The 21,293-nt window shown below is 60.3% G+C and carries 28 protein-coding genes; 12 read left to right on the forward strand and 16 right to left on the reverse strand.

Features of this window, described 5'->3' with window-relative positions; translation table 11 throughout:
- Nucleotides 1-66 precede the first annotated feature (66 nt).
- On the reverse strand, nt 67-1,083 hold the full coding sequence (locus HX821_RS12865) for a DUF4917 family protein (RefSeq protein ID WP_003212103.1): 1,017 nt from the start codon (nt 1,081-1,083) through the stop codon (nt 67-69).
- Nucleotides 1,084-1,210: 127 nt separating this feature from the next.
- On the opposite strand from HX821_RS12865, the gene yiaY reads away from it, so the two are divergent.
- On the forward strand, nt 1,211-2,359 hold the full coding sequence (gene yiaY, locus HX821_RS12870) for an L-threonine dehydrogenase (RefSeq protein WP_177035857.1): 1,149 nt from the start codon (nt 1,211-1,213) through the stop codon (nt 2,357-2,359).
- On the opposite strand, the gene HX821_RS12875 is transcribed toward yiaY, so the two are convergent.
- On the reverse strand, nt 2,326-3,513 hold the full coding sequence (locus HX821_RS12875; RefSeq protein ID WP_177035858.1) for an MFS transporter: 1,188 nt from the start codon (nt 3,511-3,513) through the stop codon (nt 2,326-2,328). The two genes, yiaY and HX821_RS12875, sit on opposite strands and share 34 nt — an antisense overlap.
- Nucleotides 3,514-3,628: 115 nt before the next feature.
- Between HX821_RS12875 and HX821_RS12880 the strand changes: the two genes are divergently transcribed.
- The 5 genes from HX821_RS12880 (at nt 3,629) to HX821_RS12900 (ending at nt 8,884) form a co-directional block, all read left to right on the forward strand.
- Nucleotides 3,629-4,303: an NAD(P)H-binding protein gene (locus tag HX821_RS12880; RefSeq protein WP_102604145.1), complete on the forward strand. Its 675-nt coding sequence runs from the start codon at nt 3,629-3,631 to the stop codon at nt 4,301-4,303.
- On the forward strand, nt 4,304-5,215 hold the full coding sequence (locus HX821_RS12885) for a LysR family transcriptional regulator (RefSeq protein WP_177035859.1): 912 nt from the start codon (nt 4,304-4,306) through the stop codon (nt 5,213-5,215).
- 149 nt (nt 5,216-5,364) lie between these two features.
- Nucleotides 5,365-6,558, forward strand: coding sequence for a CaiB/BaiF CoA-transferase family protein (locus HX821_RS12890; protein ID WP_087692626.1), 1,194 nt, complete (start codon nt 5,365-5,367; stop codon nt 6,556-6,558).
- Nucleotides 6,555-7,493: a hydroxymethylglutaryl-CoA lyase gene (locus HX821_RS12895; RefSeq protein WP_177035860.1), complete on the forward strand. Its 939-nt coding sequence runs from the start codon at nt 6,555-6,557 to the stop codon at nt 7,491-7,493. Before HX821_RS12890 ends, HX821_RS12895 begins: the two co-directional genes overlap by 4 nt.
- 59 nt (nt 7,494-7,552) lie before the next feature.
- Nucleotides 7,553-8,884 carry an MFS transporter gene (locus HX821_RS12900; protein ID WP_010176627.1) on the forward strand — a complete coding sequence of 444 codons (1,332 nt, stop codon included), beginning with the start codon at nt 7,553-7,555 and terminating at the stop codon, nt 8,882-8,884.
- Here the strand turns inward: HX821_RS12900 and HX821_RS12905 are convergent, their stop codons facing one another.
- Nucleotides 8,885-9,373, reverse strand: a complete 489-nt coding sequence (locus tag HX821_RS12905; protein ID WP_177008904.1) for a DMT family transporter — start codon at nt 9,371-9,373, stop codon at nt 8,885-8,887.
- 68 nt (nt 9,374-9,441) lie between these two features.
- On the opposite strand from HX821_RS12905, the gene HX821_RS12910 reads away from it, so the two are divergent.
- Nucleotides 9,442-10,359 carry a LysR family transcriptional regulator gene (locus HX821_RS12910; RefSeq protein ID WP_008437802.1) on the forward strand — a complete coding sequence of 306 codons (918 nt, stop codon included), beginning with the start codon at nt 9,442-9,444 and terminating at the stop codon, nt 10,357-10,359.
- A gap of 6 nt (nt 10,360-10,365) precedes the next feature.
- Here HX821_RS12910 and HX821_RS12915 read toward each other — a convergent pair whose 3' ends face one another.
- On the reverse strand, nt 10,366-10,650 hold the full coding sequence (locus tag HX821_RS12915; protein ID WP_008437803.1) for a type II toxin-antitoxin system RelE/ParE family toxin: 285 nt from the start codon (nt 10,648-10,650) through the stop codon (nt 10,366-10,368).
- On the reverse strand, nt 10,640-10,879 hold the full coding sequence (locus HX821_RS12920; protein WP_008437804.1) for a CopG family ribbon-helix-helix protein: 240 nt from the start codon (nt 10,877-10,879) through the stop codon (nt 10,640-10,642). The genes HX821_RS12915 and HX821_RS12920 overlap by 11 nt, the downstream gene beginning before the upstream one ends.
- Before the next feature lie 209 nt (nt 10,880-11,088).
- Here HX821_RS12920 and HX821_RS12925 point away from each other — a divergent pair, with 209 nt between their 5' ends.
- Nucleotides 11,089-11,616, forward strand: a complete 528-nt coding sequence (locus tag HX821_RS12925) for a DUF4142 domain-containing protein (protein WP_003212082.1) — start codon at nt 11,089-11,091, stop codon at nt 11,614-11,616.
- A 55-nt stretch (nt 11,617-11,671) separates the two neighbouring features.
- Here HX821_RS12925 and HX821_RS12930 read toward each other — a convergent pair whose 3' ends face one another.
- The 6 genes from HX821_RS12930 to HX821_RS12955 all read right to left on the reverse strand — a co-directional run bounded on the left by HX821_RS12930 (nt 11,672) and on the right by HX821_RS12955 (nt 14,831).
- Nucleotides 11,672-12,097, reverse strand: a complete 426-nt coding sequence (locus tag HX821_RS12930; RefSeq protein ID WP_003212079.1) for a low affinity iron permease family protein — start codon at nt 12,095-12,097, stop codon at nt 11,672-11,674.
- Nucleotides 12,098-12,207: 110 nt separating this feature from the next.
- Nucleotides 12,208-12,690 (reverse strand): methylated-DNA--[protein]-cysteine S-methyltransferase, encoded by a 483-nt coding sequence (locus HX821_RS12935; RefSeq protein ID WP_003212078.1) that lies wholly within the window; start codon nt 12,688-12,690, stop codon nt 12,208-12,210.
- An 89-nt stretch (nt 12,691-12,779) separates the two neighbouring features.
- The gene (locus HX821_RS12940) at nt 12,780-13,112 is read right to left on the reverse strand and encodes a hypothetical protein (RefSeq protein ID WP_003212076.1); all 333 of its coding nucleotides are present in this window, start codon (nt 13,110-13,112) and stop codon (nt 12,780-12,782) included.
- Between the two features lie 22 nt (nt 13,113-13,134).
- Nucleotides 13,135-13,545, reverse strand: coding sequence for a type II toxin-antitoxin system HicB family antitoxin (locus HX821_RS12945; RefSeq protein ID WP_003212074.1), 411 nt, complete (start codon nt 13,543-13,545; stop codon nt 13,135-13,137).
- A 23-nt stretch (nt 13,546-13,568) separates the two neighbouring features.
- On the reverse strand, nt 13,569-13,751 hold the full coding sequence (locus HX821_RS12950) for a type II toxin-antitoxin system HicA family toxin (protein ID WP_003189411.1): 183 nt from the start codon (nt 13,749-13,751) through the stop codon (nt 13,569-13,571).
- Nucleotides 13,752-13,922: 171 nt separating this feature from the next.
- Nucleotides 13,923-14,831 (reverse strand): LysR family transcriptional regulator, encoded by a 909-nt coding sequence (locus tag HX821_RS12955; RefSeq protein WP_087692622.1) that lies wholly within the window; start codon nt 14,829-14,831, stop codon nt 13,923-13,925.
- A 95-nt stretch (nt 14,832-14,926) separates the two neighbouring features.
- Here HX821_RS12955 and HX821_RS12960 point away from each other — a divergent pair, with 95 nt between their 5' ends.
- Both HX821_RS12960 and HX821_RS12965 read left to right on the forward strand, forming a co-directional pair.
- Nucleotides 14,927-16,090 carry an MFS transporter gene (locus HX821_RS12960; protein WP_177035861.1) on the forward strand — a complete coding sequence of 388 codons (1,164 nt, stop codon included), beginning with the start codon at nt 14,927-14,929 and terminating at the stop codon, nt 16,088-16,090.
- Complete coding sequence (locus HX821_RS12965; protein WP_177035862.1) at nt 16,087-17,277, forward strand: MFS transporter; 1,191 nt, start codon at nt 16,087-16,089, stop codon at nt 17,275-17,277. The genes HX821_RS12960 and HX821_RS12965 overlap by 4 nt, the downstream gene beginning before the upstream one ends.
- On the opposite strand, the gene HX821_RS12970 is transcribed toward HX821_RS12965, so the two are convergent.
- The 3 genes from HX821_RS12970 to HX821_RS12980 all read right to left on the reverse strand — a co-directional run bounded on the left by HX821_RS12970 (nt 17,270) and on the right by HX821_RS12980 (nt 18,848).
- Complete coding sequence (locus HX821_RS12970) at nt 17,270-17,578, reverse strand: addiction module antidote protein (RefSeq protein ID WP_003212064.1); 309 nt, start codon at nt 17,576-17,578, stop codon at nt 17,270-17,272. The two genes, HX821_RS12965 and HX821_RS12970, sit on opposite strands and share 8 nt — an antisense overlap.
- Nucleotides 17,579-17,580: 2 nt before the next feature.
- On the reverse strand, nt 17,581-17,874 hold the full coding sequence (locus HX821_RS12975) for a type II toxin-antitoxin system RelE/ParE family toxin (protein ID WP_087692619.1): 294 nt from the start codon (nt 17,872-17,874) through the stop codon (nt 17,581-17,583).
- 161 nt (nt 17,875-18,035) lie between these two features.
- Nucleotides 18,036-18,848, reverse strand: a complete 813-nt coding sequence (locus HX821_RS12980) for a helix-turn-helix transcriptional regulator (protein ID WP_177035863.1) — start codon at nt 18,846-18,848, stop codon at nt 18,036-18,038.
- 95 nt (nt 18,849-18,943) lie between these two features.
- Here HX821_RS12980 and HX821_RS12985 point away from each other — a divergent pair, with 95 nt between their 5' ends.
- Nucleotides 18,944-19,834 carry an SDR family oxidoreductase gene (locus tag HX821_RS12985; RefSeq protein WP_177035864.1) on the forward strand — a complete coding sequence of 297 codons (891 nt, stop codon included), beginning with the start codon at nt 18,944-18,946 and terminating at the stop codon, nt 19,832-19,834.
- A 90-nt stretch (nt 19,835-19,924) separates the two neighbouring features.
- Nucleotides 19,925-20,113, forward strand: coding sequence for a hypothetical protein (locus HX821_RS31790; RefSeq protein WP_371316411.1), 189 nt, complete (start codon nt 19,925-19,927; stop codon nt 20,111-20,113).
- Nucleotides 20,114-20,158: 45 nt separating this feature from the next.
- Here the strand turns inward: HX821_RS31790 and HX821_RS12990 are convergent, their stop codons facing one another.
- Both HX821_RS12990 and HX821_RS12995 read right to left on the reverse strand, forming a co-directional pair.
- Nucleotides 20,159-20,509: a BrnA antitoxin family protein gene (locus HX821_RS12990; RefSeq protein WP_008437812.1), complete on the reverse strand. Its 351-nt coding sequence runs from the start codon at nt 20,507-20,509 to the stop codon at nt 20,159-20,161.
- A gap of 3 nt (nt 20,510-20,512) precedes the next feature.
- Nucleotides 20,513-20,794 carry a BrnT family toxin gene (locus HX821_RS12995; RefSeq protein ID WP_008437813.1) on the reverse strand — a complete coding sequence of 94 codons (282 nt, stop codon included), beginning with the start codon at nt 20,792-20,794 and terminating at the stop codon, nt 20,513-20,515.
- Nucleotides 20,795-21,293 lie beyond the last annotated feature (499 nt).

Genomic DNA, 21,293 nt, shown 5'->3' on the forward strand with positions numbered 1-21,293 from the left:
TAAGTGGCCGTTACCGCAGCAACGGATATGTACATCCCACCCCACCCCACCTCACCCCAACTACCATCACCGCTCCACGGGCACCGAAAGCCCCGAATTCCCAAGCGCATGACTACGCGCATCAAAAAACCGCAACTCCACCTCCATCCCCTCAAACAGCTCCGCAAAACGCCGCTTCTGCTGCTGGATAAACCCCGCACTGCGGCCAAACACCGAAATCGCCAACGTGCTGATCTTCGCCTGTCGAATCGCCTGCACCAGATGCACATCCTGCGCGCCGAGGTGATGCCCAAAGATGCATAGCCCACCTTCATGGCCCAACAACTGCTCGTAACAGAACGACAAATAGTCAGAACTGCGAATGGTCTTCAGCTTCTCCTCAACCTTGCCCTCGCTGACAAACAACGGCACATCATCCAGCGTCTTGATCGTGTTGTTGATCGCAAAACTGCTGAGCAACGTGCTGTCAGTGGTCGGCAATTTACGCGCCGTACCGTCAAGGTTACGCACCAGGTGCAGGCCACCATGCAGATACAAAATGCGCGTGGTGTCGCAGGCAGTATTACGCAGGTCAAAGCTCGCATCGGCACTGCGAAACAGATCATCGATGCCCGGCGCATGCAGGATCGCCCAGTAGTTGAGCAGGTCGTAATTGCTGGTGAACACCGTCGGGTAACTCGCCAGCTCCTGATGGAGGGTCGCCAGTGTCGACGGCTTCACCAGGCGCCACGGAATATGCACGCTGTGGATCGTATTGATCAGCGCTTCCTTGATCGCGTAATAGCGATTACGCGGCGCAGCCGAGCTGACCGCCAGGGCCTTGTTGACCCGGCTGGTGGTTTTCAGTGCACCCAGCACCTGCTCGAAGCTGCGGGTCTGCATCGCGTCAAACACGCTGAGTTCGGACTGGCTCAGAGGTTTTTCTTCCACGGTGCGGGCGTTTTCGAACAGTGAGTCGTAGGCAAAATCTTCCCACACTGCGCGGCTGGCGCCGTTGCCGATCAGGATCCCGCTGATGGCGGTACTGCTGCGCAAGGCGTTCCAGTCTTCTAGGTGGGCATCAAAATCCTGGGAATCCTTCATTGCGGCGGGTCTACTCGAAATCGGCTGGGCGGTGACTTTATCACGAGCGGGCGTTGATCCTGGTCAAGATGCCGCAGGCAATCGAGGTCGATGCTGTAGGCATAACGACTTTAAAGGATTAGCCACCATGAGCAGCACCTTCTTCATTCCCGCCGTCAACATCATGGGCCTCGACTGCCTCGACGAAGCCATGACCGCGATTCGCAACTACGGTTTTCGCAAGGCGCTGATCGTCACTGACGCCGGGATGGCCAAGGCAGGTGTGGCCAGCATGATCGCCGAGAAGCTTGCGATGCAAGACATCGACTCGGTGATCTATGACGGCGCCAAGCCCAACCCGAACGTCGATAACGTCGAAAAAGGCCTGGCACTGCTGCAACAGAGTGCCTGTGATTTCGTGGTGTCACTGGGCGGTGGCTCACCCCATGACTGTGCCAAGGGCATTGCCCTGTGTGCGACCAACGGCGGGCACATCGGCGACTACGAAGGCGTCGATCAGTCGGCCAAACCGCAACTGCCGCTGGTGGCCATCAACACCACCGCCGGCACGGCCAGCGAAATGACCCGCTTCTGCATCATCACCGACGAAACCCGCCACGTGAAAATGGCCATCGTCGACCGCAACGTCACGCCGCTGCTGTCGGTCAACGACCCGGCGCTGATGGTCGGCATGCCCAAGGGCCTGACTGCCGCCACCGGCATGGACGCGCTCACCCACGCAATCGAAGCCTACGTGTCCACCGCCGCCAACCCGATCACCGATGCCTGCGCGATCAAGGCCATCGAGCTGATCAGCGCCAACCTGCGGATTGCGGTGCGCAACGGTAAAGACCTGGCCGCCCGGGAGAACATGGCCTACGCGCAGTTCCTCGCCGGCATGGCCTTCAACAACGCGTCCCTGGGGTTCGTGCACGCCATGGCGCACCAGTTGGGCGGGCTGTATGACTTGCCTCACGGCGTGTGCAATGCGGTGCTGTTGCCCCATGTGCAAAGCTTCAACGCCAGCGTCAGCGCCGAGCGCCTGAGCCATGTGGCACGGGCCCTTGGCGCAGATATCAAGGGTACGTCGGTGGAAGAGGGCGCCCAGGCGGCCATCGCGGCGATTCGCAGCCTGTCCCAGGATGTGGAAATTCCTGCCGGGCTACGGGAGTTGGGCGCCAAGTTACAGGACATCCCGCTGTTGGCGTCCAACGCCCTGAAGGACGCCTGCGGCCTGACCAATCCGCGGCGGGCGGATCAGCGTCAGATTGAAGAGATCTTCCGCAGCGCGTTCTGATCAGTCCTGGCCATGGCGACGCACAGCAGTGCGCCGCCCGCCAGCGCCACGCATAACACCGCCAACGGCCAGGCCTGCTGACTCGCCAGCAGGCTGGCCACGCCACCGATCGCCGCTGCCATCAACTGATGCATAAAGCCGCTCAAGGCCATGGCGTAGGAGCCGCTCACCGGTGATTCATCATTGGCCAGGGACAGGCTGATGGGATAACTCATCGATTGGCCGAACACCGCCAGGCAATACGGCAGCCACAGCAGGATCGCCAGCCCATTGGCAAACAGGCTGCCCAGCAACATCGTTGCGCTGCCGCACATCACCAACGCCACGCCCCAACTCATCATCGACAGGCGCCCGGTGCGGGCGACGAGGCGATTGACCATCAACGCCCCCGCCAGATACGCCCCGCTGATCGGCCAGCCGAGCCAGCCATATTGCGCCGCGCTCCACTCGAAATGGCCCTGCAAAATCAACGGTGCGCAGGTGTTGAACGCGATGATCACCCCGTAACCCAAACCGCCCGCCAACGCAGGCCGCAGGAACGCCGGATGGCGCAGGATCGTGCCGTAGATGCGCCAGGCCGAGACGTGTCCAGAGGCTTTTTCCAATCTTGCAAACACCACCCGTTGCAGCGCAATCATCAAGCCGACAGCCGCGACCGCCAGCCCATAAAAGATCGCCTCCCAACCAAACGCCACTTGCAACAGCGAGCCCACAAACTGCCCGATGCCCAGGGCGATCACGAACGTCATGCCCAGCCACGACAAACCTTTGGCCAACAGGGCACCGCTGAAGCTGTCACGAACCAGCACCCGCGCCATCACCGACACACCGCCCGCACCGAGGCCTTGGACCAGGCGCAGGCCTAGGAACGATTCGAGGCTGTAGGCGGACGGAATCGCCGCACTGGCCAGCGCATACAACGCCAACGCTGCCAGCAACACCGGCTTTCTACCCAGGCGCTCACCGAGGCTGCCCCAGAGCAGCATCGGCAACGCCATGCCGATCAAGTACACCGCCAGGGCCAGTGCCACCTGGTCCTCTGCAGCGGTCAATGACAAGGCAATCGCCGGCACGGCGGGCAGATAACTGCTGATGCCAACCTGGGACAAAAAGGCCGCGCTGCAGGCAATGGTGAGGGTCGTGGTGCTTTTCAAGGGGCAAAAGATCCTGTTGAGCAGTAAGCTGCAAGCCGCAAGCTACAAGTTGCCAGTGGGTTTGTCTCTACCTTGCAGCATGAAGCTAACCGCTTGTCGCTTAGGAACCAACCTTATGAGAGTTCTATTATTCGGCGCCACCGGCATGGTCGGCCAAGGCGTGTTGCGCGAGTGCCTGCTGGCCAGTGACGTGCAGGAAGTCGTCGCCGTCGGCCGTACCGCGCTGACCCAGGAACACGGCAAGCTGCACCAGGTGCTGCATGCCGACATGTTCGATTTCCAGCCCTTGGAGCATCTGCTGCAAGGTTTCGATGCCTGCTTCTTTTGCCTGGGCGTTTCTTCGGTGGGCATGGATGAAGCCAAGTACACCCATTTGAGCTACGACTTGACGCTGGTGGCCGCCAGCACCCTGGCGCGGCTCAACCCGCAGATGACCTTTATCTACGTGTCCGGCGCCGGTACCGACAGCAGCGAAACCGGCAAAACCATGTGGGCACGGATCAAGGGCAAGACCGAGAATGCGTTGCTGCGCCTGCCGTTCAAGGCGGTGTACCTGTTCCGTCCCGGGGTGATCCAGCCGTTGCACGGCGTGCGCTCGAAAACCCCGCTCTACCAGTCCATCTACACCGTGGTCGGCCCGTTGTTGTCGCTGCTGCGCCATGTGCGACCGGCCTGGGTGGTGAGCACTGAAACCGTTGGCCGCGCAATGCTCTCGGCCGTCCGGCACGGCGCACCTCTGCCGGTGGTGGAGCAGGCCGATATCAATCGCCTGGCCACCGAGCGCGCCTAGATGCTGCACAAAAGCCTGGTTCGCCGCCTTGACCTGATCACCCTGCAATTGTTTGTGGCAGTGCATGAGGAAGGCACGCTGACCCGCGCCGCCGCCCGTGAAGCCATCGCGGTCTCCGCGGCCAGCAAGCGCTTGATGGAGCTGGAACAGGTGCTGGGCGTCAGCCTGTTTGTGCGCCAGGCCAAGGGCATGCAGCTCACGGCTGCCGGCGAGACCTTGCTGCACCATGCACAGCAGATGCTGTTCAATGTCGAGAAGATGGGCCTGGAGCTGGGCGAACACAGTCACGGCGTGCGCGGTTATGTGCGGATGCTGGCGAACCTCTCGGCAATCATTCAGTTCCTGCCCGAAGACTTGCGCGACTTTTCCGCGCTGCATCCACAGGTGAAGGCCGACCTGGAAGAGCGGCCCAGCAATGGCGTGGTCCAGGGTGTGATTGACGGCGTTGCGGACCTGGGCATCTGTTCCAGCGACACCGATACCAAAGGCCTGCCCGGTGTGACCTATCGCCGGGACAAACTGGTGGTGCTGATGCCGGCGGATTACCCGTTGGCGTCGCGCAAGACCCTGACGTTCGCCGAGACGCTGGACAGCGACTACGTGGGGCTGCATTCCGCCAGTTCGATCAACATGCGCACCCATGCGGCGGCGCGGGAGGCGGGCAAGGTGCTGCGCTTGCGGATCCATGTGCCGGGCTTCGATGCCATGTGCCGGATGGTCCAGGCCAACATGGGCATCGGCATCCTGCCGCAAAAAGCCTATGAACTGTTTGGCCGGGCGTTGGGCTTGCACGCGGTGCCGCTGACGGATGCCTGGTCGGACCGCAGCCTGATCCTGGTGGTGCGTGATGAAGAACAGCTGTCACCGGTGAGCCGGCTGTTGTTCGATTACCTGCGGCGGGAGCAGGCGTAAGCAAACCCTGTGGCGAGGGCCCTCGCCACAACCAGTCCTTACTCAAGCGTTCGCATTTGGCGAACGCTCGTTGCCAACTGACGGTTGGATTTCTACTGCCTGCGTCCTCTAGCCTTGGCCCCACATTCCAAGAACAAGAGGTACACCCCATGACGGCTCCCCTGAGCGGTATCAAGGTGATCGAGATCGGCACCCTGATTGCCGCGCCCTTCGCCGCCCGGCTGATGGCCGAGTTTGGCGCCGAGGTGATCAAGATCGAAGCCATGGGGCAGGGCGATCCGCTTCGCAAATGGCGAAAGCTTCACGAAGGTACGTCGCTGTGGTGGTACCTGCAATCGCGTAACAAAAAGTCCCTGGCCCTGGACCTCAAGTCGGCAGAAGGCCTGGACCTGGTCAAGCAATTGCTGGGCGATGCCGACGTGCTGATCGAAAACCTGCGCCCCGGCGGCCTGGAAAAACTCGGCCTGGGCTGGGACGTGCTGCACGCCCTCAACCCCAAGCTGACCCTGGTGCGCATCTCCGGCTACGGCCAGACCGGCCCTTACCGCGACCGCCCGGGCTTCGGTGCCATCGGCGAGGCCATGGGCGGGATTCGCTACACCACTGGCAACCCGGATTCACCACCGGCGCGGGTCGGCGTGAGCCTCGGTGATTCCCTGGCGTCGCTGCACGGTGTGATCGGCGCGCTGATGTCGCTGCTGCGGGTCAAGACCGGCCAGGGCGACGGCCAGATTGTCGACGTGTCCCTGGCCGAAAGCGTGTTCAACCTGATGGAAAGCCTGGTGCCGGAATACGACATGCTCGGCCATGTGCGCGAACGCAGCGGCGGCGCCTTGCCCGGCATCGCACCCTCCAACACTTACCTGACCGCCGACGGCGCCTATGTGGTGATCGCCGGCAACAGCGACCCGATCTACAAGCGCCTGATGCTCGCCATCGGCCGCGCCGACCTGGCCGAAGCGCCGGAGTTTGCCCACAACGATGGCCGCGCCGCGAAAAGCGGCCTGCTGGACGCCGCCATCACCCACTGGACCAGCAGCCTGCCCATCGACCAGGTGCTCAGCGCCCTGGAAGCCGCCGAAGTACCGGCGGGGCGTATCTATTCAGTGGCCGATATCGTCGCCGACCCGCACTACCAGGCCCGCGACATGCTGCTCAGCGCCGACCTGCCCGGCGGCCTCACGGTGAAGATGCCCGGTATCGTGCCCAAACTGTCGGAAACCCCCGGCGCGGTGAATTGGCAGGGCCCGAGCCTGGGCCAGCACACTGATTCAATCCTCGGCGACCTGGGCCTGAGCGGCGCCGATATTCAACGCCTGAAATCCTCGGGAGTGGTGCAATGAAAAACTATTCCGATGCCCTGGTCGTGCAGGAAGTCTCACCCCGTGACGGCCTGCAAATCGAGCCGACCTGGGTCGAGACTGTCGACAAGATCGCGTTGATAGACCAACTGTCCCTGGCGGGTTTTTCCCGGATCGAAGCCGGCTCGTTCGTGTCGCCCAAGGCCATCCCTGCGTTGCGCGATGGTGAACAGGTTTTCCAGGGCATCACTCGTCGCGCCGGGGTTATCTACGTGGCGTTGATCCCCAATCTCAAGGGCGCCCAGCGTGCCATCGAGTCCCGGGCCGATGAGTTGAACCTGGTGATGTCCGCTAGCCAGACCCACAATCTGGCGAATATGCGCATGCGTTGCGAGGCTTCGTTGGCCGCATTCGGCGATATCGTGAGCTTTGCTGCCGAGCACCCGGTGCGCCTCAACGGCAGCATCGCTACCACTTTTGGTTGCCCGTTCGAGGGCAAGATCGATGAGGACCGCGTGCTGCAATTGGTCGACGCCTACCGCGGGCTGGGCATCCAGGGCATCAGCCTGGCCGACACCACCGGCATGGCCAATCCGCGTCAGGTCGAGCGCCTGGTCAAGCGCGTGCTCGAACGTGTTCCGGCGAGCGACCTGACCCTGCATTTCCACAACACCCGCGGCCTGGGTTTGTGCAATGTGCTGGCCGCCTACGAGGCCGGTGCGCGACGGTTTGATGCGGCATTGGGCGGCCTCGGCGGTTGCCCGTTTGCGCCCGGCGCGTCGGGCAATATCTGCACCGAAGACCTGGTCAACCTGTGTGATGAAGTCGGGATCCACACCGGCATCGACCTGCCGCACCTGCTGAAAATGTCGCGGCAATTGCCAGCCTTGCTGGGCCACGAATTGCCGGGCCAGGTGGCCAAGGCCGGGCGCAATTGCGACCTGCATCCGCCACCGGCCTACATCGCCACCTTGTAAGCCGTAACCAGACAACAAAAACAATCGGACGCCTGCGAGCAGTCCGCTGGAGAGAATCGATGAGCCTTAATACGTTGGAGGCCGGCGTGCGCCCGGCCGCTGAACACGATGCCGAAAAAGCCCTGGTCAGCAAGGTCGCCTGGCGCCTGATGCCGCTGATCATGGTCTGCTACCTGTTCGCGTTTTTTGACCGCATCAACATCAGCTTCGCCAAGTTCCAGCTACAGACCGACCTGAGCCTGAGTGACACTGCCTATGGTCTCGGCGCCGGGCTGTTTGTGGTGGGCTACGTGATCTTTGAAGTACCGAGCAACATGATGCTGTACAAGGTCGGCGCCCGCCGCTGGATCGCCCGCATCATGATGTCGTGGGGGCTGGCGACGGCCGCTATGGTGTTCGTCACGGCCGAATGGCAGTTCTACGGCCTGCGTTTCATCATCGGTGCGATGGAGGCCGGGTTTGCCCCGGGCGTGCTGTATTACCTGACGTTGTGGTTCCCGCAGCACTACCGTGGGCGTATCACCTCGATGCTGTTCCTGGCGTCGGCGTTTGCCGGGCTGGTGGGCGCGCCGTTCTCCGGGCTGGTGCTGGAACACCTCGATGGTGTGCTGCAAATGCGCGGCTGGCACTGGTTGTTCTTGCTCGGTGGCTTGCCCTGTGTGGGCCTGGGGTTCCTGGTGCTCAAGCTGCTCAAGGACCGTATCGAGGATGCCCACTGGCTGACCCCGTCGGAGAAGACGTTGCTGGCCAGTCGCATTGCCGTGCATGAACCCCACAAGAGCGGTGGCTCGTTGCTGGCTGCATTGCGTATCCCAGGCTTCCTGATGCTGGGTTTTATCTACTTCCTGATCCAGGTGGCGTCCTACGGGCTGAACTTCTGGGCGCCGCAACTGATCCGCAGCGCCGGCACCCAGAGCCCGGTGATGATCGGCTTGCTGACGGCGATTCCCTACGTCTGCGGCGCCATTAGCATGGTGGTGATCGGACGCTTGTCCGACGCCACCGGCGAACGTCGCAAGTTCGTCAGCGGCCTGGTGGCGCTGGGGGCGGTGGGGTTCTTCTGTGCCGGGATCTTTGCCGATCACACCACGTTCCTGATCGTCGCCCTGAGCTTGCTGGGCGCCGGGATCATCGCTTCGATCCCGACGTTCTGGACGCTGCCGCCGAAGTTGTTGGCCGGTGCCGGCGCGGGCGCTGCTGGCGGGATCGCGGTGATCAACACGTTGGGCCAGTTCGGCGGCATCGTCAGCCCGGTGATGGTCGGCCGGATCAAGGACCTCACTGGCAGCACCACGCCGGCGCTGTATGTCATCGGCGTGTGTGCGTTGCTGGCGGCGGCGCTGTTGCTGTGGGGCTTGCCGCAGAAGCTGCGCACCCTCGACAAGCGCTGATCAGCCGGCGGTCACCAGCGAGCGGGTGGGTGCGGCACTGAATTGAATCAGGGCCACACCGCCAATCAACATCAGCGCCCCGATCAACCGGGGCGCGGTCAATTGGCGCTCCACCAGCCCGAACAAGCCAAAGTGGTCCAGCATCAACGAGGCGACGATTTGCCCGGCCATCGCCAGGGCGATAAACCCCGAGGCGCCGAGCTTGGGCATCAGGATCAACGCCAGCGAAATGAAGCACACGCCGAACGCGCCGCCGCTCCACATCCACAGCGGCGCCTTGGTGATAAAACCCAGGTTGGGCAGCGGCAGGCGCAGGGCCAGGATCACCGGCAGCAGCACGACGATGCTCACCAGCAGCGAGGCGAGGGTGGCCCACAGCGGATGCCCCAGGCCGCGTCCCAGGTTGGCGTTGATCGCGCTTTGAAACGGCACCACTGCCCCGGCAAACGCGGCCAACAGCAACAAACCTACCCAATGCAACGTCGTCATGATCAATATCCCAGAGGTTTTGCTGGACTCTAGGCTATTCGTCGCGCAAATTTAAATTCCAAGTTCTTATGCAGAACATGCAGCTGATGAATGATCTACGACGCATCGACCTTAACCTGCTGGTGATCCTTGACGCCTTGCTCAGCGAGCAACACGTGACCCGTGCCGCCGAGCGCCTGCACCTGAGCCAGCCGGCGGTGAGCCACGCGCTGGCGCGGTTGCGGGACTTGCTTGGAGACGCGTTGCTGGTGCGCCAGGGCAGTTCGCTGGTGCCCACTGCTCGTGCTCTGGAACTGGCCATGCCGCTGGCGGAAGCGCTGGCCCAGGTACAGGCGCTGCTGGAGCCCAATCGTTTTGATCCGGCGTCGGCCAAGCGCACCTTCCGGGTCGCCATGTCGGACTACAGTGCGGCGATTTTCTTGCCGGGGCTGGTGCGCACCTTGCGCCGGGAAGCGCCGGGGATTGATTTGCAGATTATCCAGGCCAGTCGCGAAGGCATGCTTGACGGTGTGCTCAATGGCGATATCGACCTGGCGGCCGGGGTGTTTCCCGACATGCCTGCCGAACTGCGCAGCACGCCGCTGTTTGAAGAGCATTACGTGTGCCTGGTGGACCGTGACAGCCTGCCGGCAAGCGGTGTACTCGACCTGCCCACCTATCTGGCGCGGCCCCACGTATTGCTCGAAATGCGTGGCAGCGGCACCCCGGAAATCGAACGGGCGCTGACGGCGATTCGTGAGCGCCGGCACGTGTCTATCAGCTTGCCTCATTGGGGTGTTGCGCCGCAGTTGATCCAGGGCACGGACCTGATTCTTACCGTGTCGTCTCGCGGGCTGCTGAACATTGATCACGAACAGTTGTTGGCGGTGCCGCCGCCGTTTCACATTCCGTCGTTTGCGTTTGTGCTGGCGTGGCATTCGCGGCGGGGTGGGGACGCGGCGTTGCAGTGGTTGAATGGGCAGGTGCAGGTTGTGATACAGGGTTGATCGGCGTTACCAACTGTTCGGTGGTTGGCGCCGTGTGTGAAATATTCGAAGAACCTGTAACCGTCCCTCGCGAATACGATATGGCACGAGATAGGGCCAGCGTGGCATCACCCACTCACGTGTACCAGGAACGCGTCCTTCTCGACCCATCGCCGGAAACTCAGCAACATGCTCAAGCCCCGTCCGGATGGCCTGAACAAACTCATAAGCCGCTTTGGGGTTTTCCTGGGCGATGAAAGCTGCTTCATCATCAAGATTTTTGAGTGCTGCCTTCAGCCACTCAACGCGCATTGGCACGCCATTTGTTTGCCACTGCGTCTACTTCGGCGGCAGTTGCAAAGTCACCCGCATCGGCTTCTTTCAACGCCTTTTGAATTTCCTCGATTTGCCATGCTTCACGCGTCAGGTATTCGCGTAACGCATCGACGGCGAGGAACGATTTGCTGCGCCCGGTGGCCTTGGCAAGGCTGGCGAGTGTTTCGGAGATGTCTTCAGGTAGACGTAATGACATGACCGACATAAGTGCCTCGATGTAGTGATGTGTAATACAACATACTACATTGTCACCGTTGCATCGTTGTGTCCCGTTCGTCAGGACTGCTCCTCAGTAAGCCCTGACGACCGTTCGTCGCACTAACAAGTTTTTTCTAAACCTTTACCGCCCTGAAAATTCAGATTCAGAGCGGGGCTCGTTTCCCTGCACCTGTTTATTACCTGGAGGAACCCATCATGAGCCGCATGGCTATCCGGTTACGCACCGCCAGTTTCGCGATGCTGCTGGGCCTCGGCGCCAGCAATGCTTTCGCCCAGTCGCCTGCCGATTTCATCGAGCAGGCTTCGGCCAAGGGCATGGCCGATATCGAGACCAGCCGCATGGCACACGCCAAGACTTCGTCCCAGGAGATCAAGGACTACACCATCGAAGTCATCAATGAACGCACCCTGGCCAATCAGCACCTGGCGGCCATCGCCAAGAAGCTCGACTTGCCGGTGGCCCCACGGGACAAGATTGTCGACAAGGCCGAATCGCTGATGCCCGAGCTCAAGGACGGCGACTCCTTTGACGCCGCCTACACCGCCCAGCAGATCAAGGCCAACGAAGACGCGATCGCCTTGTTCAAGCAGGAGGGCGCCGAGTCCGATATCCCGGAAATAAAGGCTTTGGTGGATGAGACCTTGCCCAAGTTGGAAGAGCGCCTGGAGAAAGCCCGGGCGCTGGCGTCGACGTACGGTAAGGGTCACCAGGGCGACGGTTGATTGCCTTGAGTACCCCATGAAAAACGGTGGCTGGAGTGATCCAGCCGCCGTTTTTTTATGCCTGGTTCAGGTCTGTCTTGGACCGACCATTGTCATCCGTTGTTTCGGTAACCAGCGTCGTCACAGTGATGGTTTCACTGTCGCCGATGGTCTTGTATTCCTTGCGCAGTTTCTCCAGTTCCTTGCGGTCCAGGCCGTCCAGGCTCAATACGGCGTTTTGTGCATCCTTGGTGGCGCGCAGCAACTCGTCAATCTTGATATGCAAAATGTCGTTGTCGCGGTTTTGCGTGTTCTGGATCAGGAACACCATCAGGAAGGTGATGATGGTGGTGGAGGTGTTGATGATCAGCTGCCACGTGTCGTTGTAGTGGAAATAAGGCCCGCTCAGACTCCACAGGAGGATCAATCCCACCGCCGCGTAGAACGTGCGGGCGCTGCCTGCCCAACGGGACAGGGATTGTGAGATGGCGGAGAATTTCATGACCGTTTTCCTATAAGGGTGGGTGATGAAAATACTGACCGCAGGCGCGCTCTGAAATTTCTTTTTACAATTGAGGATCTGAACAAAGTTGTACGTTTTCCTGCTGGGGGTCAGCCGTGATCCTCCAGCGCCAGCAGATACTGCTTGGCCTCAAGCCCGCCGGCGAACCCGGTCAAGCCACCCGACGCACCAATCACCCGATGGCACGGCGCAACAATCGAAATCGGATTGCGCCCGTTGGCGGCGCCGACGGCACGCACGGCCTTGGGATTGCCTATCTGCGCAGCGATCTGGCTGTAGCTGCGGGTCTCTCCGAACGGGATGGTCAACAGCGCCTGCCAGACTTTCTTCTGGAAGTCGGTGCCGGCGAAGTCCAGTTCCAGCTCGAAACGATTGCGGGCACCGGCGAAGTACTCCTTCAACTGTCGCTCGGTCTCCAGCAGTACCGGGCTGTTGCTGGCTTCTTGCAGGGCACCCAGGCGAACGCGATTGGGCCGCTCTTTTTCCCAGAGGATGGCGGTGAGTTTTCCGTCACGGGCCACGAGGGTCAGTTGGCCGACGGGGGAGGGCATGTATTTGTATTCGTAGGACATGGTCGGGCTCCTTGAGTGGGTATGGCTCTACTGTAGATGGGCCGACCCAGGGTGGAACTACGTTTCTTGCGGTCGAATTCGCGAACGACTTAGAAGTTCCAGTAAACCCAATCGGCGTAATACGGATACCAATAAAACCACGAGAACCAGTACAGCGCCTTGAGTACCGATGCCGTGCCAATGACAAAAAATGAAGCGATGTTGAGCAGCGTGATGATCACGGCAAATACGGTTACACGCCGACTGGCATGCAGTTGGGCAAACCGGGCGCCATAAACGGAGGCGGTGATGGACGCCAGCACCAACACGAGTCCCAGCGCAAAGGGCAGCCTGAGGAACGAGAGCAGCAGAGGAGCGATCAGCACCCAGCCCAGTACCTTGCGCAGTACGGGGCTGGGCGTGCGGTGTGAGGGAGGGAGCATTGCGCGGTTCCTTGAAGTGCTGTTACCGGTCCTGTTGCAATACCTTGAGGGCAGCAGACGCAAGAAAGCCCGAACGGCTTTTTTCTTCCGGATGATGCAGGACGTATTCGTCAATGCGGTTCAGCAGATAGCCGGGCAACGTGATATTGAGTTTCTGTGCCTTGCCCAGGTACTTGGTCACATCAATATCCACCACCGCCCACGTGCAGCCGGCATATTGCGGGTTGGCGGCATGGAGGGTGACTTTCTGTGCTGTAGGAATGGGCGCACCGTCTTCTGCGAGGATCTCGAAGTGGCCTTCGATCGCTTCGCGGGCCATGGCCATGGCGTCGTCCAGATCATCTCCAGCTGAGAAGCAACCGGGAATGTCCGGGACTTCCACACCCCAGGCATGGTCCTCGTCACCGGTTGAAATTGCGATTGGGTACAGCATGTTTGTTGTCCTCCACGAACGTGTTAGCTGAGCAGAGCTTGTTTCAAAATGCTCTTTGCGGTCTTGTCCAGCAGGTCTTTTTTAGGATGGGGAATCGTCACGAGCCCCGGCTTTGTGGGGTGCTTGAAATGATGATGGCTGCCTCTGATTCGCACCAGATACCAGCCATCCGCAACGATGTGACCTATCAAATATCGGCTGTCCACAGCACCTCCTTGTGGTGTGTGTTGGTGGAGACTATAACTACTGAAAATAAATTATCAACACTCTACCTACCAGCGGTCGATGACCTGTGTTTCTGTAGGGGCTGTATTCAGTGTATGAGCGCATGGGGACGGTGCCCGACGGAGGTATTGCGAGGTTTTTCGAGAGAGCAATCAGGCTTTCTGACGAGCCTGCAGCAACTCATCAATTACCGTGAGAAATGCCGTGACCATCAAGCTGCTTGCGCCGCTACGCGTAAGAACGAGCAGCCGTGCATACGCTTCCGCGTCCACCAACGGCCGATACGTCACGCCCTTGTTCATCAAACTCTGCGTACATTCCGGCACCAGCGCCACACCTTGTCCCGCCGCCACCAGTGCAATGATCGAGGTAATTTGCCGTCCCGACGGCCCGGCCCTCAGTGGCAAACCTTTGTGCCGATAAAGCTGCTCAATGGACTGGTTAAGCCCCGAGCCATAATCGGCTGGGAACAGAATTAACGGGTACCCACTCAACTGCGCCAGGCTGACCTCGGCCTGGTTGGCCAACGGGCTGTCGCTGGAGACCGCCGCCACCAGCCGCTCCTCACCCAACGACAACGCTTGCACCTCAGTCTGACCGTCCTGGGGCAGTAACCGGCTCAAGCCGATATCCAGGCGGCCATCAGCCACCTGTGCGCCCAGGCTGCCGGAGGCGCATTCCACCAGCGTCAGTTGCACATCGGGAAAGCGTTGGGCGAAGGCTTGAATCGCCTGGCTGAACAAGTCCGACAGGGCTATCGAACTGACGTAACCCAGCGCCAGTTGCCCGGCGGCACCCGCCGCCAATTTGCCCGCGATGACTTCAGCGAGGTCGACCTGCTCCAGCACCGCCCGTGCGTAGGGCAGGAACGCGCGCCCCTGGGGAGTGAGCGAAACCGTGCGACTGGTGCGGTCGAACAGGCGAAATCCCAGCTCAGTCTCCAGCGCGGAAATCTGCCGGGTCAACGGCGGCTGGGCCAGGTGCAGGCGAATGGCCGCTCGGCCGAAGTGCAATTCTTCGGCGACGGTCAGAAAGTAACGCAGCTTGCGTAGGTCGAGCATCCTGGCCCCAGGGTATTGATCGGTTCGAAATCGGTATTGGTCTCGGGTGTGCGGGTCATTCTATAAAGGCCTCAGATAATAAAACGAGAGGTTTCATGAAACCGCGCCTGCATTGTGCCCGTCTTGCCCTGTTCCTGTGTGGCTGCGCGGCGTTTCTCAACCTCTACGCCACCCAGAGCATTTTGCAGAACCTTGCCGCCAGCTTTGAAGTGAGCGCCAGGGCGGCCGGTTGGAGCATTACCGTCACCACCTTGGCGGTAGCGCTGACCGCGCCCTTTGTCAGCCGCCTGACCGGGCGTTTTGAGCAACGCACGGTGATCTCGGCGGCCTCGCTGTTGCTGGCGTTGCCGGCTTTGATGACTGCCTATGCCAGCAGCTTCGCCGAACTGCTGGTGTGGCGCTTTATCGAAGGCATGCTGATCCCCGTGGTGTTCGCCACCAGCGTGGCCTACATCGGTGATCGCTGGCGCGGCGGCACCGTCACCGAAGTCACCAGCCTCTACGTGGCCGGCACCGTGCTCGGCGGGTTTGCCGGGCGCTTCGTCACCGGTGTGATGACCGAGTACGTCGGCTGGCGTGAAGCCTTCGAGCTGTTGGCAGTGTTGAGCCTGATGGTGGGCGGGTTTATCCAGTTCCTGCTGCCGGGCAATCCACCCCGAATTGCGCGACCTTCAACCACCTGGGCCGATGTGCTCGGCACGCCGTTGCTGGCAGCCTACGCCGTAGGATTTTGCGTGCTGTTCTCCCAAGTGGCGACGTTTACCTACGCTGGCCTTTACCTCAGCCAGGCCCCGTTCGACCTTGGCCCGGCGGCGCTAGGCACGATCTACATGGTGTTCCTGCTGGCCCTGGTAGTCATTCCCGTTGCCGGGCGCCTGAGCAAATCCCGCCCGCAATCCGAACTGCTGACGGCGGCTGCGGTGCTTGGCGTTTGTGGCTCGGGCCTGACCTTGCTGCCATCCCTGTGGTGCATCGTATGGGGCCTGGCCCTCAGCTCTACGGGCGTGTTCCTCGCCCAGGCCGCCGCCAGCGCCTTCACCACCGCCACCGCCCGCCACAACAAGGCCGGCGCCGTGGGCCTGTACCTCACCTGCTATTACCTGGGCGGCAGCTTCGGCGCCATCGTCCCGGCGCTGATCTGGGGGCGTTGGGGTTGGGTGGGGTGTGTGGCGCTGATCATCGGTTTCCAGCTACTGTCGTTGCTGATCGCCCTGGCGGGCTGGAAGCCCCTCCAACCTGAACTGAGCAAGACCTCATGAACGATGCCGTTGCCCTGCCGGTACCCGAGACTTCCGCCCGTCGCCGCTCGTTGATCGCCGGCTGCAGCGCCCACGCGATTCACGATGGCCTGACCGATGTGATCTACGTGCTGCTGCCGATCTGGCAAGCGCAGTTCGGCATGACCTACGCCCAGGTCGGCCTGCTGCGCGGTGCCTATTCCGGGATGATGGCGGTGTTTCAGCTGATGGCCAGTCGCGCCGCCAAACGCTGGGGACGCACGCCGATGCTGGTGGGCGGCACGGCGCTTGCCGGTGTTGCCTATCTGTTGGTGGGGCAGGCGACCGGGTTGGGCATGTTGTTGCTGGCGCTGCTGTTGGGCGGGCTGGGGGCGAGTACCCAGCATCCGCTGGCTTCTTCGATGATCACCGACACCTACGAGAGCGGTGGTGGGGTCAAGGAAGCGCTGTCTCAATACAACTTCTCCGGGGACATTGGCAAAACCCTGGTTCCCGGGCTGGTCGGCCTGTTGCTGACCGTCATCAGCTGGCGCGCGAGCGTCACGCTTCTTGGAATGCTGGGATTGGCCGCGGCGGGGTTGCTGTGGTGGCTGATCCCAACGCAGGCAGCGGCGTCTGCTTCCGGCAAAACCGCCAAGACCTTGATCGGAAGTGGCTCGGTCAGCGGTCTGCGTGCGCTGATCGTCACGGGCACACTCGACAGTGCCGTGCGGATGGGCTTTCTCACGTTTCTGCCCTTTCTTCTGCAAGCTAAAGGCGCCGGCACTGCGGGCATCGGTCTCGCGCTGACCATGCTGTTTATCGGCGGCGCCTTCGGCAAATTGCTCTGCGGCTACCTCGGCGCACGCATCGGCATGATGAAAACCGTGTGGCTGACGGAAACCGTCACGGCGCTGTTAATCGTCGCGGCGGTGTACCTGCCGTTGAGCGGGTTGATGGTGATATTGCCGGTGTTGGGGCTGGCGTTGAATGGCACCTCTTCGGTGCTGTACGGCGCGGTGCCGGATCTCGCTGGCGCAGGTAAACGAGAGCAGGCGTTTGCCGTGTTCTACACCGGCACCATCGGAGGTGGCGCGTTGGCGCCGGTTCTGTTTGGCGGGCTGGGGGACTTGATGGGCGTGCCGGTGGCGGTGATGGTGCTGGCGGGGATGTTGTTGCTGACGTTGCCGTTGGCGTGGGTGGTGCAGCGGGGCTGCTCACTCAAATAATCGAATGATTGGCGACATGCCCCGGCTGTGCTTGCAGATCGATACCCAGTGCGTGAAGCACCTTGAGTACCGTTTCGAAGCGGGGCTTTGCTCCAGGGGCAAATGCCTTATACAGACTCTCACGGCCCATGCCGGTATCGGTCGCGACCCGCGCCATCCCGCGAGCTTTGGCCACGTACCCGACGGCCCTGAGGAACTCCTCGTTATCGCCGTCGGCCAGAACTTGAGAAAGGTATTCGCTGATGGCTTCATCACTGTCGAGCAGTGCCGCCATATCAAATGTCGTCAGTGTTTGGCTCATGATCAAACTTCCTTTGCCAGTTTTTTTGCTCGCCGGATGTCGGCGTCTTGTGAGGATTTGTCGCCACCGGCCAGCAAGACGATGACGGTTCTTCCTCGCTGCGTGAAATACACTCGATAACCCAGACCGATATCTACGCGCATTTCCGAGACACCATTGCCTACCGTCTTTATATCGCCCAGATTGCCAGCAGATGCGCGATCGATGCGCCGGGCGATGGCGATTTTTGCGCGTAAATCACGTATTGCTGAATGCCAGGTAATGAAGGTCTGCGTTTGCTGGACATGATAGTTCACGGGTTCTCACTGTATCCATATGGATACTGGCTGGCAATAGGCATGAGCACGTGCGCGCGGCGCGGTTAGGCGCAGGAGAATGATGTGAGTAAGGCTAAGGATTCAAATGGTCTCTTGTTGCGAGCGATTGCAGTGTCGAAGTCTCTTGCAGTTGCTGGCGCCTAATCCATCAAGGATGCGATCCGCTGCGCATCCTCCGGCGTCGCCGGGTTGTACACCACCATATTCAGATCCTTGCGCCCATCGACCGCAAACACTGAATACTCAAATTCGATCGGCCCCAACACCGAATGGCGTATCCGCTTGATGCGATCACCATGGGCGCCCTGAACATCGTTTTCGCTCCACATCGCCTTAAATTCAGGGCTGCGTCGACACAGTTCATCCACCAGCGGCTGCACCTGCTCCGCCGCGCCTGAGCGCGCCGTATCAATCCTGAAAGCCCCCAACACAAACCGTGCCACGCTTTCCCAGTCGTATTGGGCCGCGCGGGATTTGGGATCAAGGAACATGAACCGCAGGATATTTCGCTGTTCCGGCGCCTGGGATCCGTAGTCCATCAACATCACCGTCGCCGCCTGGTTCCAGGCCACCACATCCCAGGTCGCCGTACGCAGGATCGCGGCGCTGGGGTTCAAGGCATCCAGTACCCGTTGCAGGCGTGGCGTCACCGTTTCGTTTTGCTGATAGCGCACTTCGGGTGGGCGTCCGAAGGCCAGCAGGAACAGATGCTCGCGTTCGATATCGGTCAACATCAGCGCATGGGCAATCCGCTCCAGCACTTCCACCGACGGCGCGCCGCCACGGCCCTGTTCGAGCCAGGTGTACCAGGTAGGGCTGATGTTCGCGCGTTGGGCCACCTCTTCGCGACGCAAACCTGGCGTACGCCGTCGTGCCGATGAGAAGCCGAATGCCGCCGGATCAAGCCGGGTACGTCGGTCTTTCAGATAGCTGCCCAACTGGTTTGCGCTCATAGCCTGTTAGCCTCTATACCCTGATAACTTCACTACTTTACCCGTATAGGGCAGGCGCACAGATTAGTCTCTGAATACACACGGAGATACGGTTCATGCGCATATTTATAACGGGTGCCAGCGGATTTATCGGGTCGGCTGTCGTCAAGGAACTGATCGCGGCGGGCCATCAGGTGCTGGGGTTGTGCCGCTCGGATGACAAGGTGGCAGCGCTGGAGGCCGCCGGGGCTCAGGTACATCGTGGGTCGCTTGAGGACCTGGGAAGCCTCAAGTCTGGTGTTGCCCAGGCGGATGGCGTGATTCACCTGGCGTTCAATCACGACTTCTCGAAATTCGTCGCGAACTGCGAGGACGACCGCCGGGTTATCCAGGTGCTGGGAGAGGCACTTGCCGGGTCGGATCGACCGCTGATCATTACCTCCGGTGTCGGAATTGCGAGCACCGTGCCGGGGCAGTTGGCGACGGAGGATGGTGCGGTGGTTACCTCAGCGCAGATTCCTCGTGCAGCGTCGGAAGAAGCAGCTAACGCTGTAGCCGCGACGGGGGTGAATGTGTCGGTGATGCGTTTGCCTCAAGTACACGACACCGTCAGGCAGGGGCTGGTTAGCCCGGTGATCGAGTTGTATCGCGAGAAGGGCGTTTGCGCTTACATCGCCGACGGGAAAAACCGTTGGCCGGCGGCACATATTCTGGATGTGGCTCGGCTCTACAGGCTGGCGATTGAAAAGGCCGAGCCGGGCACGAGGTATCACGCGGTGGCGGAGGAGGGTGTGTCGCAAAGGGAGATTGCCGAGGTGTTGGGGACGCGGCTAGGGTTGCCGGTTAAATCCATTTCGGCGCAAGAGGCTCAGGGGTTTTTTGGTTGGTTGGCAAGGTTTACCGCTCACGATATGCCTGCATCCAGTGCGATCACGCGCAAGAAGTTGGGATGGGAACCGGTGGGGCCGGGGTTGCTTGCGGATCTTGCGCAGTTGGAGGGCTTTTAAGGTCGAATTGCTGGAGGGCAGATTACTAATGTTTTCGAGAACGGGTTTGTTTCATTAGTCGTTGATTCTCCAGCATTCCAACGTCAAGGAATAGCGCTTCGGCTGCTTGCTGCGTCTGAGACCGCCTGCAAGACGATGAAGCTTTTTACCTCGGCAAATACGTCCAACGTCGCTTCCCAGAGACTCATCGCCAAGGCTGGTTTTTTCCAAGCGGGGTTATCGAGAACCCGTATGAGGATGATCCGGAGCTGGTTTATTTCAAACGTATTCGGTGAATGAGACGGGCCGTTTGATCATTGTGAAACACCACGCTTGAAGCCTGGCTTAGTGTTTGCCGGAGTTGTGTGCTCCTAACACACGATGCAACTCCCCCGCGACAGCAAGCAGTTGCTGTTCCAAGGCTTCCACATCGGATGCGTTGATCCTGTCATTGATGACAGGCAAGGTTTTCGCCCGCTTTTTCGGGGCGGTTACTAGGTTATGTGCATCCTGGGAGACCAGAGCCTGGCGCAGAATGTTATTGATCACCGTCTGATAGCCCGTACCGGCGTTTTCGGCGCATGTGCGTGCTGCATCGATCACGACGTCATCCAGCATGATGGTGATGCGTGTCTTGCCTTTGTTGCCTGCAATAGCACCGCGCTTTCCTGAGCTGAAATCGTATTCGTCTTTCATGGTTCAAACCTCCAGATACTGGCGTCGTTCACTTTTGGATGCGAGCCTTGCACTGATGATGCGTACGAAATTCGGATCACGGTAGGTGTAGGCCACCACCAATATTCGATCCTTTGCATCTTTGCCCACGACTACCCAGCGTTCTTCATCGTGGTCGCGGTCTTCTATCATCAATGCTTTAGCGTCGTGAAATACCGGTTCAGCATCGGCCAGGCTTACACCTCTGTGCTTTAGCTGATTCAGTGTGTTCTTGGTGTAGTCATACTGGATTCTGAAGGTTTTCATTATGCATATTTTATATGTATAAAAAAGCGATTGATTGGGGGATGGATCTTGAGGGAAGGGATGACGGATTTCCGTCGGTCGACGCTGATGCGCCCGGTATGAGGGGGATGCTTAGTGTGTAGGGAAGGTGAGGAACCAAGGGGGGATTGTTGAGCGCAGCTATCTGGAAGAGAGATCTTGCGGCTTTGCCTACACAGCCATCAGAATCGTCCCGGTTGTACGCCTTGGGCGACGTCTTTAAGGTTCGTCAGCCGCTGCCCATCAGCGGTCGGGTTTAGTAGCCGATTTGATCAACGGCGTATGGCTGTGCCATTTTTCAGACGTTTGAATGTCTGGTCTTTATGGTGGCTGTACGCGGGGCGCCTTTGGGCGCGCCGGTTTCGTTGATCAACCGGTCTACTAACCCGCGTATAGCCGCCACCCTTTGTTTAGTATCTCCGGAAGGTGGTCCTAACCGAGGATCAACAGATGTGTACTGGCTCGTATAACTCACCCACAT

The sequence above is a fragment of the Pseudomonas sp. B6001 genome, assembly GCF_013386015.1.
GTDB lineage: Bacteria > Pseudomonadota > Gammaproteobacteria > Pseudomonadales > Pseudomonadaceae > Aquipseudomonas.

Excerpts from the sequence above, each read along its gene's own strand:
- HX821_RS12985 (WP_177035864.1), top strand. The coding sequence starts at position 18,944 with ATGCGCATATTTATAACGGGTGCCAGCGGATTTATCGGGTCGGCTGTC.
- HX821_RS12910 (WP_008437802.1), top strand. The coding sequence starts at position 9,442 with ATGCAGAACATGCAGCTGATGAATGATCTACGACGCATCGACCTTAAC.
- HX821_RS12865 (WP_003212103.1), bottom strand. The coding sequence starts at position 1,083 with ATGAAGGATTCCCAGGATTTTGATGCCCACCTAGAAGACTGGAACGCC.
- HX821_RS12915 (WP_008437803.1), bottom strand. The coding sequence starts at position 10,650 with ATGCGCGTTGAGTGGCTGAAGGCAGCACTCAAAAATCTTGATGATGAA.
- HX821_RS12945 (WP_003212074.1), bottom strand. The coding sequence starts at position 13,545 with ATGCTGTACCCAATCGCAATTTCAACCGGTGACGAGGACCATGCCTGG.
- HX821_RS12980 (WP_177035863.1), bottom strand. The coding sequence starts at position 18,848 with ATGAGCGCAAACCAGTTGGGCAGCTATCTGAAAGACCGACGTACCCGG.
- HX821_RS12990 (WP_008437812.1), bottom strand. The coding sequence starts at position 20,509 with ATGAAAGACGAATACGATTTCAGCTCAGGAAAGCGCGGTGCTATTGCA.
- HX821_RS12895 (WP_177035860.1), top strand. The coding sequence starts at position 6,555 with ATGAAAAACTATTCCGATGCCCTGGTCGTGCAGGAAGTCTCACCCCGT.
- HX821_RS12890 (WP_087692626.1), top strand. The coding sequence starts at position 5,365 with ATGACGGCTCCCCTGAGCGGTATCAAGGTGATCGAGATCGGCACCCTG.
- HX821_RS12960 (WP_177035861.1), top strand. The coding sequence starts at position 14,927 with ATGAAACCGCGCCTGCATTGTGCCCGTCTTGCCCTGTTCCTGTGTGGC.
- HX821_RS12900 (WP_010176627.1), top strand. The coding sequence starts at position 7,553 with ATGAGCCTTAATACGTTGGAGGCCGGCGTGCGCCCGGCCGCTGAACAC.
- HX821_RS12905 (WP_177008904.1), bottom strand. The coding sequence starts at position 9,373 with ATGACGACGTTGCATTGGGTAGGTTTGTTGCTGTTGGCCGCGTTTGCC.
- HX821_RS12930 (WP_003212079.1), bottom strand. The coding sequence starts at position 12,097 with ATGAAATTCTCCGCCATCTCACAATCCCTGTCCCGTTGGGCAGGCAGC.
- HX821_RS12955 (WP_087692622.1), bottom strand. The coding sequence starts at position 14,831 with ATGCTCGACCTACGCAAGCTGCGTTACTTTCTGACCGTCGCCGAAGAA.
- HX821_RS12970 (WP_003212064.1), bottom strand. The coding sequence starts at position 17,578 with ATGAGCCAAACACTGACGACATTTGATATGGCGGCACTGCTCGACAGT.
- HX821_RS12995 (WP_008437813.1), bottom strand. The coding sequence starts at position 20,794 with ATGAAAACCTTCAGAATCCAGTATGACTACACCAAGAACACACTGAAT.
- HX821_RS12885 (WP_177035859.1), top strand. The coding sequence starts at position 4,304 with ATGCTGCACAAAAGCCTGGTTCGCCGCCTTGACCTGATCACCCTGCAA.
- HX821_RS12925 (WP_003212082.1), top strand. The coding sequence starts at position 11,089 with ATGAGCCGCATGGCTATCCGGTTACGCACCGCCAGTTTCGCGATGCTG.
- yiaY (WP_177035857.1), top strand. The coding sequence starts at position 1,211 with ATGAGCAGCACCTTCTTCATTCCCGCCGTCAACATCATGGGCCTCGAC.
- HX821_RS12940 (WP_003212076.1), bottom strand. The coding sequence starts at position 13,112 with ATGCTCCCTCCCTCACACCGCACGCCCAGCCCCGTACTGCGCAAGGTA.
- HX821_RS12880 (WP_102604145.1), top strand. The coding sequence starts at position 3,629 with ATGAGAGTTCTATTATTCGGCGCCACCGGCATGGTCGGCCAAGGCGTG.
- HX821_RS12965 (WP_177035862.1), top strand. The coding sequence starts at position 16,087 with ATGAACGATGCCGTTGCCCTGCCGGTACCCGAGACTTCCGCCCGTCGC.
- HX821_RS12935 (WP_003212078.1), bottom strand. The coding sequence starts at position 12,690 with ATGTCCTACGAATACAAATACATGCCCTCCCCCGTCGGCCAACTGACC.
- HX821_RS12920 (WP_008437804.1), bottom strand. The coding sequence starts at position 10,879 with ATGTCGGTCATGTCATTACGTCTACCTGAAGACATCTCCGAAACACTC.